At 68.7% G+C, this 13,736-nt stretch carries 13 protein-coding genes, 1 tRNA gene and 1 pseudogene; 7 read left to right on the plus strand and 8 right to left on the minus strand.

Annotated features, from left to right (window positions below; genetic code table 11):
* Positions 1-256 precede the first annotated feature (256 nt).
* Positions 257-748 carry a hypothetical protein gene (locus tag ACPXCB_RS15085; protein ID WP_425875863.1) on the minus strand — a complete coding sequence of 164 codons (492 nt, stop codon included), beginning with the start codon at positions 746-748 and terminating at the stop codon, positions 257-259.
* Between the two features lie 319 nt (positions 749-1,067).
* On the opposite strand from ACPXCB_RS15085, the pseudogene ACPXCB_RS15090 reads away from it, so the two are divergent.
* Positions 1,068-2,762, plus strand: a pseudogene (locus ACPXCB_RS15090) (IS481 family transposase); the annotation flags it as partial.
* A 76-nt stretch (positions 2,763-2,838) separates the two neighbouring features.
* Here ACPXCB_RS15090 and ACPXCB_RS15095 read toward each other — a convergent pair.
* From ACPXCB_RS15095 to ACPXCB_RS15115, 5 genes are all read right to left on the minus strand, one after another.
* Positions 2,839-3,285, minus strand: coding sequence for a type II toxin-antitoxin system Phd/YefM family antitoxin (locus ACPXCB_RS15095; RefSeq protein ID WP_425876173.1), 447 nt, complete (start codon positions 3,283-3,285; stop codon positions 2,839-2,841).
* A gap of 93 nt (positions 3,286-3,378) precedes the next feature.
* Positions 3,379-3,795 carry a type II toxin-antitoxin system VapC family toxin gene (locus ACPXCB_RS15100; protein ID WP_311412174.1) on the minus strand — a complete coding sequence of 139 codons (417 nt, stop codon included), beginning with the start codon at positions 3,793-3,795 and terminating at the stop codon, positions 3,379-3,381.
* Positions 3,777-4,031 carry a FitA-like ribbon-helix-helix domain-containing protein gene (locus tag ACPXCB_RS15105; protein WP_088644445.1) on the minus strand — a complete coding sequence of 85 codons (255 nt, stop codon included), beginning with the start codon at positions 4,029-4,031 and terminating at the stop codon, positions 3,777-3,779. Before ACPXCB_RS15105 ends, ACPXCB_RS15100 begins: the two co-directional genes overlap by 19 nt.
* Positions 4,032-4,293: 262 nt before the next feature.
* Positions 4,294-4,467 (minus strand): hypothetical protein, encoded by a 174-nt coding sequence (locus tag ACPXCB_RS15110; RefSeq protein WP_425875865.1) that lies wholly within the window; start codon positions 4,465-4,467, stop codon positions 4,294-4,296.
* Entirely contained in the window at positions 4,464-4,682 is a 219-nt protein-coding gene (locus ACPXCB_RS15115; protein WP_425875867.1) for a flavin reductase, read from the minus strand. The genes ACPXCB_RS15110 and ACPXCB_RS15115 overlap by 4 nt, the downstream gene beginning before the upstream one ends.
* Before the next feature lie 487 nt (positions 4,683-5,169).
* Here ACPXCB_RS15115 and ACPXCB_RS15120 point away from each other — a divergent pair, with 487 nt between their 5' ends.
* Both ACPXCB_RS15120 and ACPXCB_RS15125 read left to right on the plus strand, forming a co-directional pair.
* Entirely contained in the window at positions 5,170-5,394 is a 225-nt protein-coding gene (locus tag ACPXCB_RS15120) for a winged helix-turn-helix domain-containing protein (protein ID WP_026268779.1), read from the plus strand.
* 919 nt (positions 5,395-6,313) lie between these two features.
* Positions 6,314-6,634, plus strand: coding sequence for a hypothetical protein (locus tag ACPXCB_RS15125; protein ID WP_425875869.1), 321 nt, complete (start codon positions 6,314-6,316; stop codon positions 6,632-6,634).
* A gap of 967 nt (positions 6,635-7,601) precedes the next feature.
* Here the strand turns inward: ACPXCB_RS15125 and ACPXCB_RS15130 are convergent.
* Positions 7,602-8,189, minus strand: coding sequence for a hypothetical protein (locus ACPXCB_RS15130; protein WP_425875871.1), 588 nt, complete (start codon positions 8,187-8,189; stop codon positions 7,602-7,604).
* Positions 8,190-8,872: 683 nt separating this feature from the next.
* Between ACPXCB_RS15130 and ACPXCB_RS15135 the strand changes: the two genes are divergently transcribed.
* The 3 genes from ACPXCB_RS15135 to ACPXCB_RS15145 are packed head-to-tail and all read left to right on the plus strand — an operon-like array spanning position 8,873 to position 11,855.
* Entirely contained in the window at positions 8,873-10,441 is a 1,569-nt protein-coding gene (locus tag ACPXCB_RS15135; protein ID WP_425875873.1) for a replication initiator, read from the plus strand.
* Positions 10,438-10,635 carry an excisionase family DNA-binding protein gene (locus tag ACPXCB_RS15140; RefSeq protein ID WP_425875875.1) on the plus strand — a complete coding sequence of 66 codons (198 nt, stop codon included), beginning with the start codon at positions 10,438-10,440 and terminating at the stop codon, positions 10,633-10,635. Before ACPXCB_RS15135 ends, ACPXCB_RS15140 begins: the two co-directional genes overlap by 4 nt.
* A complete protein-coding gene (locus ACPXCB_RS15145; RefSeq protein WP_425875877.1) occupies positions 10,635-11,855 on the plus strand; it encodes a tyrosine-type recombinase/integrase in 1,221 nt (406 codons plus the stop codon). The genes ACPXCB_RS15140 and ACPXCB_RS15145 overlap by 1 nt, the downstream gene beginning before the upstream one ends.
* Positions 11,856-11,940: 85 nt before the next feature.
* Here ACPXCB_RS15145 and ACPXCB_RS15150 read toward each other — a convergent pair.
* A tRNA-Lys gene (locus tag ACPXCB_RS15150) sits at positions 11,941-12,012 on the minus strand.
* Positions 12,013-12,482: 470 nt separating this feature from the next.
* Here ACPXCB_RS15150 and ACPXCB_RS15155 point away from each other — a divergent pair.
* A complete protein-coding gene (locus ACPXCB_RS15155; protein ID WP_425875879.1) occupies positions 12,483-13,682 on the plus strand; it encodes an ROK family transcriptional regulator in 1,200 nt (399 codons plus the stop codon).
* The last annotated feature ends 54 nt before the right edge of the window (positions 13,683-13,736 follow it).

Raw genomic sequence — 13,736 nt, forward strand, 5'->3', positions numbered from 1 at the left:
TCGCGCGGTGGCCGTCTCTCATCTACGCAACACGCCCATCACGGGCAAGTCGTACACCACTTCCGTGGACGCAACCCGGCTGTCCGGCGGCGTACGGCTTACCGCCCCCGGCCGTCGGGCCGGGGGCGGCCTGCCGTGTCGCCGGCTCTCCGCGCGCCTGGACACCGATCTCCGATGGCAAGCCGCGAAGCGGCGCGGCAGCGATCGCCCCGCCCTCGGCGATGTCCGACCACCTGCGCGATCGTCACGGCCCGGTTCAGCCGATTGACGCGGGACGCGGCCAATCCACGACAGGGCATTCCGGAGCCTCGGTCTCAAGGCATCCGTTGTCGTCGCGCAGCTCCTGCCACTCTTCGTAAGCTCGATAGACCCTGCGCAGGCCGTCGTGTTCCTCTCGAAGCGCAAGGAACTCGTCCAACAGGGAGAACAGCGCGTCGAAGGCTCTGCGATCAGACTCGGGGTCCAGTTCGCGTGCGTTCTTCGGACCGACTGGCTCGGTGAGCCTGAGGACGAGGTGCGGCCAGAAGACGTTCGACCCGCATCCCACCCGTGTGACCAGCCATTCTTGGAAGCCCGTCAGGATCGCCTCGTCGGCGACGTGGCACCCGAGCACGAACGCGGTGGCTGAGCTGAAGTCAGGCCGAATCAGGAAAATCAGGGGCCGCTTGTGCACGGATGCGAACAACTCGCGGTGGCGCCGGATCGTCGACTGCATCGTGACAGTCTCCACCGCCGTCTTCAGGTCCACGTCCCAAAGCAGGGTGCCGCCGGATCTACTGGTAGCGACTTCTCGAACTGTCTTCGGGGACCCGATGGCCCGCCGCGCCGGCCGATGCCGGCCGGAGGCCGCCAGCAGGCCGAGTGCGGCGGGCGGACCGCGCTTGCGCGGCCCCTTAATCCTAAAGAGATCGTTTCGGCAGCGCTGTCGCATGTCACCTTGTCCCGTCACGGGAGATGCTTGACAGTCGCGTCCCACCAGATGCTTGACATGATCAATATTCGGCGTCCTTATCGCGTGGTGTTTGCGGGCATCGCGTGGTGGGAGGCCGGGATTGGCGCTGGTGGAGTTGTCGATCGTCGAGCAGAGGTATCGGGCGGTGTTGGCGGTGCAGGCCGGGGATCCGGTGGTGGAGGTGGCAGCCCGGGTAGGGGTGTCGCGTCAGACGGTGCATTCCTGGCTGGCTCGGTATGCCGAGGCGGGGCTCGCTGGTCTGGAGGATCGTTCTCGTCGGCCGCAGGGGTGTGCTCATCAGGCGTCGCCGGAGGTGGAGGCGTTGGTGTGTGAGCTGCGTCGGCATCATCCGCGGTGGGGTGCCCGTCGGATCGCTTTCGAGGCCGGCCGCCATGGCTGTCCTGATCCTGTGCCCTCGCGGATGACGGTGTATCGGATCCTGGTCCGTCATGGGTTGATCGAGCCGGTGGCGCGGCGGCGGGGGCGCAAGGACTACCGCCGGTGGGAACGGGCTCGGCCGATGGAGTTGTGGCAGATGGACATCGTCGGTGGGGTGTTTCTCGCTGACGGCAGTGAGGCGAAGGTCGTTACGGGGGTGGATGACCATTCCCGGTTCTGCGTGATCGCTCAGGTGGTCAGGCGGGCCACTGGCCGGGCGGTCTGTCTGGCCTTCGCTGACGGGCTGCGGCGGTTCGGGGTGCCTGAGGAGGTGCTGACCGACAACGGCAAGCAGTTCACCGACCGGTTCGGCAAGGGCGGGGAGGTGATGTTCGACCGGATCTGCCGGGAGAACGGCATCATTCACCGGTTGACGCAGCCGGCGTCGCCGACCACGACGGGGAAGGTGGAACGGTTCCACCAGACCCTGCGCCGGGAACTCCTCGACGACGTGTCGGTCTGGCCGGACCTGGAAACCGCCCAAGCCGCGATCGACGTGTTCCGCGACGAGTACAACACCGACCGGCCGCACCAGTCCCTGGACATGGCGTTCCCCGCCGACCGCTTCGTTCCTGCCCTCGCTGGGGAGCAGGTGGTGCCGGTGAAGCTGCCGGCCCGACTGACCGCGTCAGTCGACCAGGCCCTCATCTCACCTGCGGTCGGCGCACCGGTTCCGGTCTCGGCGGTGTCGGGGGCGGTGGAGTTCGAGCGGGTCGTTCCCGCGTCGGGCAACATGCAAGTCTGCGGAAAGCAGTTCTGGCTCGGACCCATCCGGTCCGGGGTGACGGTGACGTTCTGGGCCGACACCGACGTCATCCACCTGCTGATCGCGGGCACCCGCATCAAGTCCGTGCGATCACACCTGTCGGTCAACGACCTGGCCGCCCTGCACCGAGCCGGCGGCCGACCCGCCGGGCTGCCACCCCTGCCGCCAGCACCAGCCGGGCAGCAGTCCGGGCCGGTGGAGGTCGACCGCACTATCGGCGCCAACGGCTGCGTCTCTTTGGGTCAGCATCTGGTCCTGGCCGCCGAGATCCTCGCCGGACGACGCGTCGGAGTCCGCATCGAGGAACACACCCTGGCCTTCTTCGACCTGGACACCCGCGAGCTGCTGCGCACCCGCCCCAACCCGTTGACCCCCGGGCAGGTGGCCCGGCTACGCAGCGTCCGCCCCGCCGGCCCACCACCACAACCGACCACCGAACCAGTCCGAGTGCAGCGGCGGGCCTCCAACAGCGGCGTCGTCATGGTCGTCGGTCAGAAGATCGCCCTCGGCCGCGTCCACGCCCACAAGACCGTCACCATCGACGTCACCGACACCGACCTGGCCATCCACTGCGACGACGGCACCCGCACCATCCGCCGCACCACCGACCACCCCGTCCGGAACCTGAAAGCCAGCCGACCCCGCAAGGTCACCCTCAAGGCCGTCGCGGTGAAGACCAGCCTCACGCGACGTCTCGCACCGTGGCCGGGTCGATCAGGTCCCGCTCGGCCGCGTCGCCCTGCTCAAGCTCCGCGATGGAGCGGCGCAGGGCTGCGGCGTTGGCCGGGTTGCGAAGGAGGTACTCGGTTTCCTTCATCGCCTCGTACTCGGCGAGCGGCACGATGACCACCGGTTCGTGGCCCGACCGGGTCACCACCACTTCCTCGGCGTCGTTGATGACGCGGTCGAGTTCGGCGGCCAGGTTCTGCCGTAGCTGGGTGAAGTTCACGGTCCGCATGACCACCTCCGGGGTAAGTACAGAAAACTGTACCTCGGATGGGTCTGTGTCTCGTCCCTGGCGACCTGGCGGTGAATCCACGGGTCCTGCTGTGCAAGCCAAGATCACGGCGCAAGCGGCCCCACGAAGGGGCCGGTGCCCTGCGGAGGGGTGGGCCGGAGGTGCCACCATGCGAACCACAGTGCGACGATCGTCGGTGGGCCGCTTCCCCTCAAATGGCCGGCCCGAGGGCGTCAGGCCGATGATCCGCGAGCGGCCCCGCCGTCAGGACGCGGCGAGAAGTCGGATCTCGCAGCGGATACCGCTGGCCTTGGCGAGCCGACCGTCACTGGTCACGAGTGGGCAGGCCATCAACTCCGCCGCCGCGACGTAAGCCGCGTCGTACGCCGTGACATTGCCCCGCAACTGCCACATCCGGTCAAGCAGCATAGGAACACCAACCTCATCGATGACCAACGAGGGCAGGGTGTCGATCGCCTCCTCTGCCCGAGCGAGGCCGAGCTTCCCACCGAGGACCTTGCCTCTGACCACGGACATGACCTCGACCAGAAGATGACCCGGAGCGGCCCAGTGCGGATCCCCGGTCAGTTCCGCCCGCGCCGCGTCGCCGACCGGCCCGTCATCGACCAGAGCGTCGGCCAGAACCGACGCATCCACGACGATCACGCGGCGCTTCCCCACGGTCCGCGCTGCTCCCGCTGGTCGTTCAACTCGGCGGCGCTCTCCCCCGGCAGGGAGCGAGCACCGTCCGATCGGCCGGCGAAGCGATCAAGGACCGCCGTGTTACGCAGCCGGCGAGCCTGCGTCTCCACCAGTTCCAGCAGGTATGCCTGGAGGGACTGCCCGCGCGCCTTGGCCTGGGCCGCCAAGGCGTCTCGCACTTCCTCCGGCACGTCACGAATCTGGAGAGCAACCATGCATTCATTATGCATGCAGCATCGTTCACTTGCCAGGGAAGACTCGGCCCCTCGACCAGTTGGTTCGCATGACGACGGTGGTACAGCCAAGAGCCGCAGGTCAGAGAAGTGCGTGGGCCGCCAGGGACTCGAACCCTGAACCTATGGATTGCCGGCGAGCCGGCCTTCTGCGGCGTGGTTCGAGGTCATCCAGGCTGCTGGCGTGCTTCTCGGCCGGGTTCGGCTGGCACGGTTGCTGTACTTCGCTGCTGTACTGCTGGCGTCAGACGAGGCGCTGGATGCGGACCTTGGGCTGCTCGTTTCTGAGGTGGCCTTCCTTGTGCTGGCGGACCTGCTCGTCCCAGACCTCCTGGTCGTAGTCGGGGTCGGGCGGGATCCATTTGTGGGAGCCGTCGCTGTAGTGGAACTTCCCGTCGCCGGCTCTCAGGATGCTCATCGGGTCCAACCGAGGAAGCGGTGGTGCAGGTTGCCGGCGGGGACGTGGGCCAGGTCCTGGGCGGCGTCGACGAGCTGGGCGGCCAGGTAGAGGGCCAGCGACACCGGAGCGCTGTCGTACTCGGCTCGCAGTTCGCGCCGTCGGGGCTGGCAGGGCCAATCGGCACCGCAGCCGCCGCACGTCCAGCCCGGCGTGATCGGGAGGTGGGTCGTCATCGCGACGCGTCCTGGCTCGGCCAGTGGCCGCGGTTGATCGGGATGGGATGACGGCCTCGGCACGGCAGGTCGCTTCCGCAGCGGCAGATGCGCCGCCAGTGCCGCCAGGACCAGACGGGCCGGTGGCGGCGGGCGAAGGTCAGCGCCGCCGCCAGGACGTACTCGTCGTAGGACACGCGCCGCCGGCTGTTGTCCCGTCTCTGGTGGTGGCCGGTGTCCCGCACGGCACCACCTGCGGTTGGACCAGTTGCATCGTTGGGTCTGGTCATCACGCCTCCCGCCGACGCTTGGGATCCCGTGGGCGCCCGGCCAGCCGTGTCCGGAGACAGGGCACCCACGGCAGGACGACCCGGCCGCCAAGCTGGGTAGCCCCACGAGCAACTTAGGACGCAATGTGCGCAGGGTCAACAGCTACGACACATAGCGTTGTAAGTCGAGCCCACGATGTGGTCTGCTTGCACCAGCCGCCAAGCTGGGAGCACCACCTATGTCTGAAGCTGCCTACCTACAGGTCGCCCGGGATATCCGAGAGCAGGTCAGCTCCGGCCAGTTGAAGCCGGGCGACAAGCTGCCCTCGTTCGCTGCCCTCTGCGAGCACTACGAGGTCAGCAACACCGTCATCCGCGCCGCCATGCTCCTGCTCAAAGCCGAGGGCCTGATTGACGGCCGGCAGGGCAAGGGCGTCTACGTCGCCAACCCGCTTCCCCGGTAAGCCCGGGTCGCCCTCCGAGGCGTGATACCTCGCTTACAAGTTCTGGGCGCTTCGTCCGGGCATGTCCGCGCCCGTCGCTGACGTCGGCCGCTGATCCACAGGTCTCCGCCCCTGACCCTCTGCGTCCGGCCCTGTTGCTGTCACCGTTGCTGTCGACAGCAACAGGGCCACCCGCGTCACGGGATCCTCGCCGCACTGTCAGCTTGGGAATCGGATTGATCACGGGGGCGAGTGGTCGTTCCACCTGGCTGCCAAGCGCGGAAGGGACCGGTTGATGTCATGCGACAGGCCGTTGTTGACCCCTGCTGACCGCTCCAACGGGCACGGGTCGGGCACGGCGGCGCGTGGAGTGAGCCCTAGCCCCTGCAAGCGCCTTTCCTCCCAGTGAGCGTCAGCTGGCCGACAGCTCCCCGAAACGGATGGATGTTGCGACTACGGCCCCGCTGCCCCAATAATGGCCTCTCGCCCTTAGCAGCAGTTGGCGACACGGCAGGGCAAGCCTTCAGCGGGCGTACCGATGCCTAGCCTGTTCAGGGGCATCGGGGGAGGGGTTGATCCATGTACGTCTCTGTAGCGACACTCAGCGCACCTGGTCATGCGCCTGGTGGCTCCACCCCCGCCGAGTGTGACTCGGCCGGATGGCGGTTCCGCCAACGGTCCGAGCGTGTCACTATTGCAGTACGACCGGCGTTTACCCAGTGACACGGCCTCGTCACGCCAAGGGTGGCGCCTACGAGGACTTGCTGAAGGAGGCAGAGCGGGCTGGTTGGAACGTCACAGGCGGGGGAAACAAGCATTACAAGCTCAAGTGCCCCAACCCCTGCAAGTGCATGAAGACCATGTCGACCACGCCGTCCGACCCGAACTACCTGCGCAACATGCGTGCGCAGCTCCAGCGAGTGACTTGTTGGGAGGACAAATGAAGATCGAGATTCGGATCGCCGCCGAGATGACCTTCTTCGCCGACCAGGAGGGCACTGACGAGCAGTTTGAGGCATTCCTGGACGAGGTGGTGGACCAGTTGGCTGCCATCGGGCGAGGAGACGTCGACCTCGCAGCCCGGCTGACTGACCGGTACGCCGAGTTCGAGACCACCGTTGAGGCGGCGGACTTCAACACCGCATGCGCCGGCTTCATCATGGATCTGCGCACTGCCCTACACGCGGCTGGCTGCAACACTGCGGACTGGCCCCGGTTCGCCCCCAGCCAGCAACACGTGCGCGAACTTCAAGACGCCTGACCAAGCAACCACAAAGCCCCCGTCTCCCTTTTCGGGACCGGGGGCTTTGTCACGGAGTCCGGCAGGTCAACGACTGCCTACGAACAGCGCCGAAGGTGCGCTGTGGCGCACCTTCGTGGGGGACCATCCACTACGCTCAGGCCGCCCGTTGGGTGCCGTGCATCGCGTAGCGACGGCCTGAGCGTAGTGGATGGTGTCAAATCGCGCGCAGGCGGGCAGCACTAGGCTCCGGCGCTCGAACCCAGCATAGCTAGCCGGAGCCTAGTGCTGCCCGCCTGCCGATTATTAGCGACACGCCGGGGAAAAACGTGAGATACATCACTGCCCCTCACGACCGGACCTGCCATCCCGTCTGCCGTCGACCCGCCCTCCTGGGGAGCGGGCCGCCGCCCGGCCCGCCACGTCAAGACGGCCTTGACGCGCGTTCGGACGCTGGCGGGTCGGGCGGTGGTCTGCTCGGCTCGCCCGGGTCGTCGGCTGGCGGGATGGCTCGCGCAACCACCCACGGACCGCAACGTGCCGACGGGTTGCAGCCATCTCGGAGCCCGAGCGCCCCCGCCGGAGGCGCAGTAGCCGCGACCCCGCGACCGCCGCCAGCTCGCCGATGCGGCAGGCGTGCGCTCCCCTACGCCGCGCGGGCTTGAGGCCGCGCGGCCCGGCTGGCTGCCGGCCCACCACCACCCCGTCAACCTGCTGTCGTTCTGCGGCGGCCCCTTGGGCCTCTCGCTTCCGCGCCAGCCGCCGGGCGTGTTGCGTGGCCGGAGTCGGAGCGCCAGCGGAGCGACGGGCGCGCGCCCAGGCGGCGGCGCGTGCGGCCCGTTGCGGGCCGCCTTGATAGACGTACAGAAAGTTCTCCCACATCAGGCCGGTAGCCGGTGTCGTACTCCGCTTGATGCGCGACAGGTTGACTTCAGATGATGCGTGACGCTCCGCCGAGGCACGTCGCTACGTGCCGTGACGCATGCGGTCAGACGAAATCAGGACGGACGATGAGTGTCACATCGCTGCTGGTCGCGATCACCAAGGTGCGGCCGGACGGGGAGAAGCCGGCGGCACGCATTTCGGAGCGTTCGGAATGGAAGACGTGCCACCAGGTCGTGCCCGGTGGGCCCTTATAGGCACCGCCGTCGGCGGACAGCAGAACGCGATGGTTCGGCCACTCGGGCGCCACCACGTCGATGGTCCAGCCGTCGTCGGTCGTGGCGTGCAGGCCGCCGCCGAACAGCCCGGCGATGCGTACCCGCGTGCCCGCCAGCACGCCGATGCCCGGACAAGCCAGGTCTGGCCCGGACGGTTCCGCGTCGTCGGGGTCAGGGTGACGGTCCCGCGCGACCTTCGCACCCGTTGTCGCATCGATCAGGCCAAAGCCGTCCATCGAGACGACCATCAGCAGGTCTACGCCGGTCTGCGGGTGGACACCGAAACCGACGCCTTGCAGCCCACCCACCGGTATGTAGCGCCACGTCTGGTCGAGGTGCCGCCACGGCTCTGGCGGCACGACAACCGGGGCTGCCAGAAACTTCGCCCGCACTTGCTGTTGGTAGTCCGAGAGCATCCCGTTGTCCTCCGACGCCGACGGCCGTGACGGTCTCCCGGCCTTCTGCAGATCCGATCGCGGTAAGTGACGGCCCGGCACTACGCCACCCCACTGGTGTCACGCATCATCCGACGCTAATCCGTAACGGATCAAGTGGAGCCCGACACAGGCCGGTAGCCGGCCGTCACGCCCGCGCGTTTGGAATCACGGCGGGTTGACGTGTCGGTACCCGGTGCTACTCTGGCGCTCGTCGAGCACGCCAGCGCGGCCTTCCTGCCGGATCGCTGGACTCGACGTCGGAGATGCCAAGCGGCCTTCCTGCCGCTGATGCGGGCCACGTCCCGCTGGCTCTCGACCGCACCGGCCGCTGTGCCGGTTCCTCGAATCCGCTGAGCGCTCAGTACGGCCTTCCTTGCCGTCCACGATGGCCCGGATTCGCTCATCTCCACGGGCGGGGGCAGCCTGCGGCAGCTCGCCGGATGCCGACATCCCAGGCACCCCAACCGTGCCGGCCCCACTCATCAGGTCCAAGAGCGCGAAGGACACGACCCATCGGCGGAACGTGGCACCACCACGAATCCGCCCTCCGGCGTCAGCCGCCCTTCCGGCGGTGCCAGGAGACCCGACGAACACCACCAGCGGACAAACGTCCACGGCTGGTGGTGCTTCGTCTTCCGTCCCTGCCACCCGTGAGGAGAGTCGTGTCCACACCCCTCGACCTGTTCCGTCCCGGCGTTGCCAGCGGCCGTGACGCCCAAGCCCTGCACCGTGCCGCCATGCCTGAGTTCTCCGGCTGGCTGGAGCACACCCGCACCGCCGGCGGCTGCGCCCGCCCTGTTCGCCTCACCGGCACCATGGCTGCTGTCGAGCGGCAGACCGGCCGGATCCTGGGCGAGCAGCACACCGACGAGCTGCCCGACGGGGCGCTCTACAAGGCGTGCGGGAACCGCCGCGAATCGCACTGCCCCGACTGCGCCTGGGTCTACCAGGGCGACGCCTACCAAGTTGTGCGCTGCGGCCTGACTGGCGGCAAGGGCGTCCCCGCCTCGGTCGATCGGCATCCGGTCGTCTTCGCCACCTTCACCGCGCCGTCCTTCGGCGCGGTTCACCACCGCCACATCCCCCGGCACACCTGCGCCAACCGGCAGCGCTGCGACTGCCGTCCAGCTCCCTGCCGTGCCCGGAGCAGCGCCGGCACCTGCCGGCACGGGCAGCCGACGGCGTGCTTCGCCCGTCACGACGCCGACGATCCGCGGCTCGGACAGCCGCTGTGCCTGGACTGCTACGACCACGGCCACCAGGTTGTCTGGAACTACTTCTCGGGCGAGTTGTGGCGGCGTACCAAGCAGGCCATCGAACGGCACCTCGCCGTGCTGTGCCGCCGACGCGGTATCTCCTTCGTCCAGGTCGTCACCGACTCCGGCAAGGTGCGCCGGCTGCCGCCGGTTCGGGTGTCGCACGGGAAGGTCGCCGAGATGCAGCGGCGGGCAGCCGTGCACTTCCACGTCCTGCTGCGCCTCGACGGCGTCGCCCCCGACGACCCGGACGCACTCGTGCCGCCGCCGGCCGGCATCACCGTCGACGACCTGGAGGCAGCCGTCCATGCCGCCGCCCGACAGATCACCGTCACCACACCCCCGCACCCCGACCAGCCGCAGGGCTGGGTGGTCGCCTGGGGCGAGCAGGTCGACGTCCGGCGCATCAACAGCGTCAGCGGCGAGCTGACCGACGGCAAGGTCGCCGCCTACCTCGCCAAGTACGCCACCAAGGCCACCGAAGCCACCGGCCACCAATCGACCCGCCTCACCCCTGCCACGATCGACGACTACGCCGATCCGGAAGGTGACCGCCTCGCCCGCCTCATCGACGCCTGCTGGCACCTCGGACGGCCCACCGGCACCGACACCGCCAGCGGCGCCGCAACGGCCGACGACCGTCAAGGCAGCCTTGACACCAAACCGAACGCCTACGCTGGGCTGCGTCGCTGGGCGCACATGCTCGGCTTCGGCGGTCACTTCCTCACCAAGGCCCGCCGCTACTCCGTCACCTTCGGCCTGCTCCGGGACACCCGAGCGACCTACCGCCGCGCCGAGGACGACAACCCCACCGACACCGTGACGGTTGGCGTTCTCACCTACGCCGGGTCAGGGTGGCTCACCGAAGGCGATGCGCTCCTGGCCAACACTGCCGCCGCCCAGCGCCGGCAGGCCAGACGCATCGGCCGGGAAGAACTGGCCCACGAAGCCTGGCTCGTCGGGGTCGCCGCATGAGCCAGAACCTCACCCCGCGCTGGTACTCGCCCGCCGAGGTTGCCGTCCTGCTCGGCTTCGGCATCTCCAAGGTCAAGATGAAGATCGCCAACGGCGAGCTGCGCTCCATCAAGGATGGCAAGTACCGCCGGATCCTCCCCGAATGGGTCGACGAGTACATCCGTGACCAGGTCGAGCGGCAGGAGGCGGCCTGATGCCCGGACGTAGTCGCGCCAACGGGGAAGGCTCGATCTTCCCGTACCGCAACGGCTTCGCCGCGTACGTCTGGGTCGAGAAGCCCGACGGCAAGCGGGGCCGGAAGTGGATCTACGGCAAGACCCGCGAAGAGGTCCACGACAAGTGGATCAAACTGCACGGGCAGGCCAAAGCCGGCCCGGTAGCGACGCGCTCCCCGACCGTCGGCGAGTACGCCGGCTACTGGCTGCGCGAGATCGTCAAGCCGAACCTCGCCCCCGGCAGCTACGTCACCTACGAGGTGGTGGTCCGGCTCTACCTCGTGCCGGGGCTCGGCAGGAAGCGACTCGACAAGCTCCGGGTCAGCGACGTCCAGACGTGGATCAACGAGGTCGGCCGGACCTGCCAGTGCTGCGCCCAGGGCAAGGACGAGCGGCGCAAGCCCGCCCAGCGTCGCTGCTGTGCCCTCGGCCGCTGCTGCAAGGATCTGCCCTCGGCAACGAGCGTCACCCACCTGCGGACCGTGCTCCGGACGCTGCTGTCCCAGGCGATCACCGAAGGGCTGATCACCCGCAACGTCGCGTCCCTGGTGAAGCTGCCTCCGGTGCGGAAGCGCAAGCGGAAGGCGTGGACGAGCGACGAGGCACGCCGCTTCCTGGAGTCGGCCCGCGCCGACGACGACCCGCTCTACGCCGCGTACGTCCTGGTCCTGGTGCTCGGTCTGCGCAAGGGGGAGATGCTGGGACTCACCTGGGCTGACGTTGACCTCGACGCGGGGGAGCTGACCATCGATCGGCAGCTCCAACGGGTTGGTGCCGAACTGCTGCACCGGGAGACGAAGACGGCCGCCTCGGACGCCACCCTGCCGCTGCCGGACATCTGCACCGTGGCACTCGACCGTCGCCGCGCCGCCCAGACCACCGCCCGGGACGCCGCTGGCCCGGCCTGGCACCCCTCCGACCTGATCTTCACCACTCGATACGGCCGTCCCATTGAGCCACGGAACTTCAACCGTTTCTGGGACCGGCGCTGCGACACTGCCGGCGTCCGGCGGATCACCGTGCGAGACGCCCGGCGGACCTGCGCCTCGCTCCTGGCGGACCTGGACGTCCACCCCCGGGTGGCGATGCAGATCCTCCGGCACGCTCAGTTCGCCATCACGATGGAGATCTACACGGTGGTGTCGTCGGCGGCCACCCGCGACGCGCTCAAGCGGCTCGGCAGCGCACTCGACCGGTGAAGGGCCTACTGCTGTACTTCACTGCTGTACCGGCCCGGATCATGGCAAGAGCGACCCCAGAAAGGGCCGCTGACCTGCGTAGGAGTGGGCCGCCAGGGACTCGAACCCTGAACCTATGGATTAAAAGTCCACAGCTCTGCCATTGAGCTAGCGGCCCGCGCGCTCAGATTACCGGAAGGCGGCCGGTTGCGACTCTCGGCTTTCGTGCCGTGGGCGCAACCGGCAGCTCAGGCGAGGAGCACCCGTCCGCGACGGCGCTTCCGGGCGTACGGGAGGAATCAGGCCGGGCGGCGCGGAGGGTGCCGGAAGGTCAACTGCCCGGTCTCCGGAGGCCCTTGATCTTGGTGGCCCGAGGGCCGGCCGTGGTCCGACGGTCGATACCGGAGAAGGCTGGCGAGCCTCCGGTCGGACCTTATCGGAGAGCCAGCGTCCGTGGTGTCCCTCCTTGTCGCCGTGCCTGCTCGCCGGCACGCTGCCCGGGCCCGTCCAGCGCCGTGGTCGGCGGCTCTACCAGGGGTGTTGACTGGCCGAAGCTGCCGCAAAAAGCGGGCCATGGGAATGTAACAACTTGGGAACAACGCGAGCCGCGTTCTTGTCCACGGTTTGTTAGCCGCCTGTACTAACCGGGTGACCTGCATTGATGAGACGGGAACCACACCGCCGGAGCCCCAGGGCCGCGCGGTGGGGACCCTGCGGCGAGACCGGGTTCCGGCCCGGGTCCGTTCCGGCGAGAAGGTGCTCCCGGAGCAGGCCCGCGTGCACAACCGCGAGTTGCTGCTGCGCACGCTCTACCGGGAAGGGCCGCACAGCCGGGCGGATCTGGCGCGACGCACAGGGCTGACGAGGGTCTCGGTCTCGGACGTCGTGAGCGACCTCCTCGCGGACGACCTCGTGGTCGAGGTCGGTACGCGGGCGGGGACGCGGCCCGGGAAGCCGGCCATGATGCTCGAGTTCAACGAGCACGCCTACCAGGCGATCGCCGTCGACCTGAGCCACTCGACGCTCTACCGGGGGGCCGTGCTCGACCTCGGCGGCTCGGTGGTGGCTCGCCATCAGGTCGAGATCGAGGGCAGCACCGGAGCCGACGCGTTGGCGAAGGTCGTCGGTCTCGTCGGGGCGTTGCGCGAACAGGTGACGGCGCCGCTGCTCGGCATCGGCATCGGCATCCCGGGGATCGTGGACCTCGGTGGCGTCGTCCTCAGCGCACCCAACCTGGGGTGGAAGGACCTCAACCTCCGGTCGGTGCTGACCGAGCAGTTCGGCTGTCCCGTGGTCGTGTCGAACGACGCCAACGCCACCGCGCTCGCCGAGCGCAGTTACGGCGAGAGCGCTGCCGACACCCTCCTCGTCCGGGTCGGTGTCGGCGTGGGGGCGGGTCTGCTGCTCGGCGGCACGCCCGTCCTGGGCAGCAGGTTCGCGGCCGGCGAGATCGGCCACGTGGTCGTGGACACCGGCAGCGAGCGGGCCTGTGTCTGCGGAAAGTTCGGCTGCCTCGAGACCTGGCTGTCGACCCGGCGCATCCAGGAAGACCTCTCGGAAGCCCGTACGGACGCGGAGCACACCCGGGTCCTCGCCGCCGCGGGCGAGGCACTCGGTTCGGTGCTGGCCCCGATCGTGGCCGCCATCAACGTCTCGGAGATCGTCCTCAGCGGGCCGCACCGGGTGCTGGAGGGACCACTGGCCGCCGCGGCGATGGAAACCATCCGGCAGCGCGCCCTGACAGAGGTCCACGGCGACATCGTCCTGCGGCTCTCGGAGCTCGGCGACGACATCGTCCTGCGCGGCGCGACCGCCATGGTCATGAGCCAACAACTCGGGATCGCCTGATCCGCTGATCCGATCCCCGTTCATCCGGAGCGACGCCGACCGGCGCTGGCTTTG

Source organism: Micromonospora sp. DT62, from assembly GCF_049847285.1.
In the GTDB taxonomy this organism is placed as follows: Bacteria; Actinomycetota; Actinomycetes; order Mycobacteriales; family Micromonosporaceae; genus Micromonospora; species Micromonospora reichwaldensis.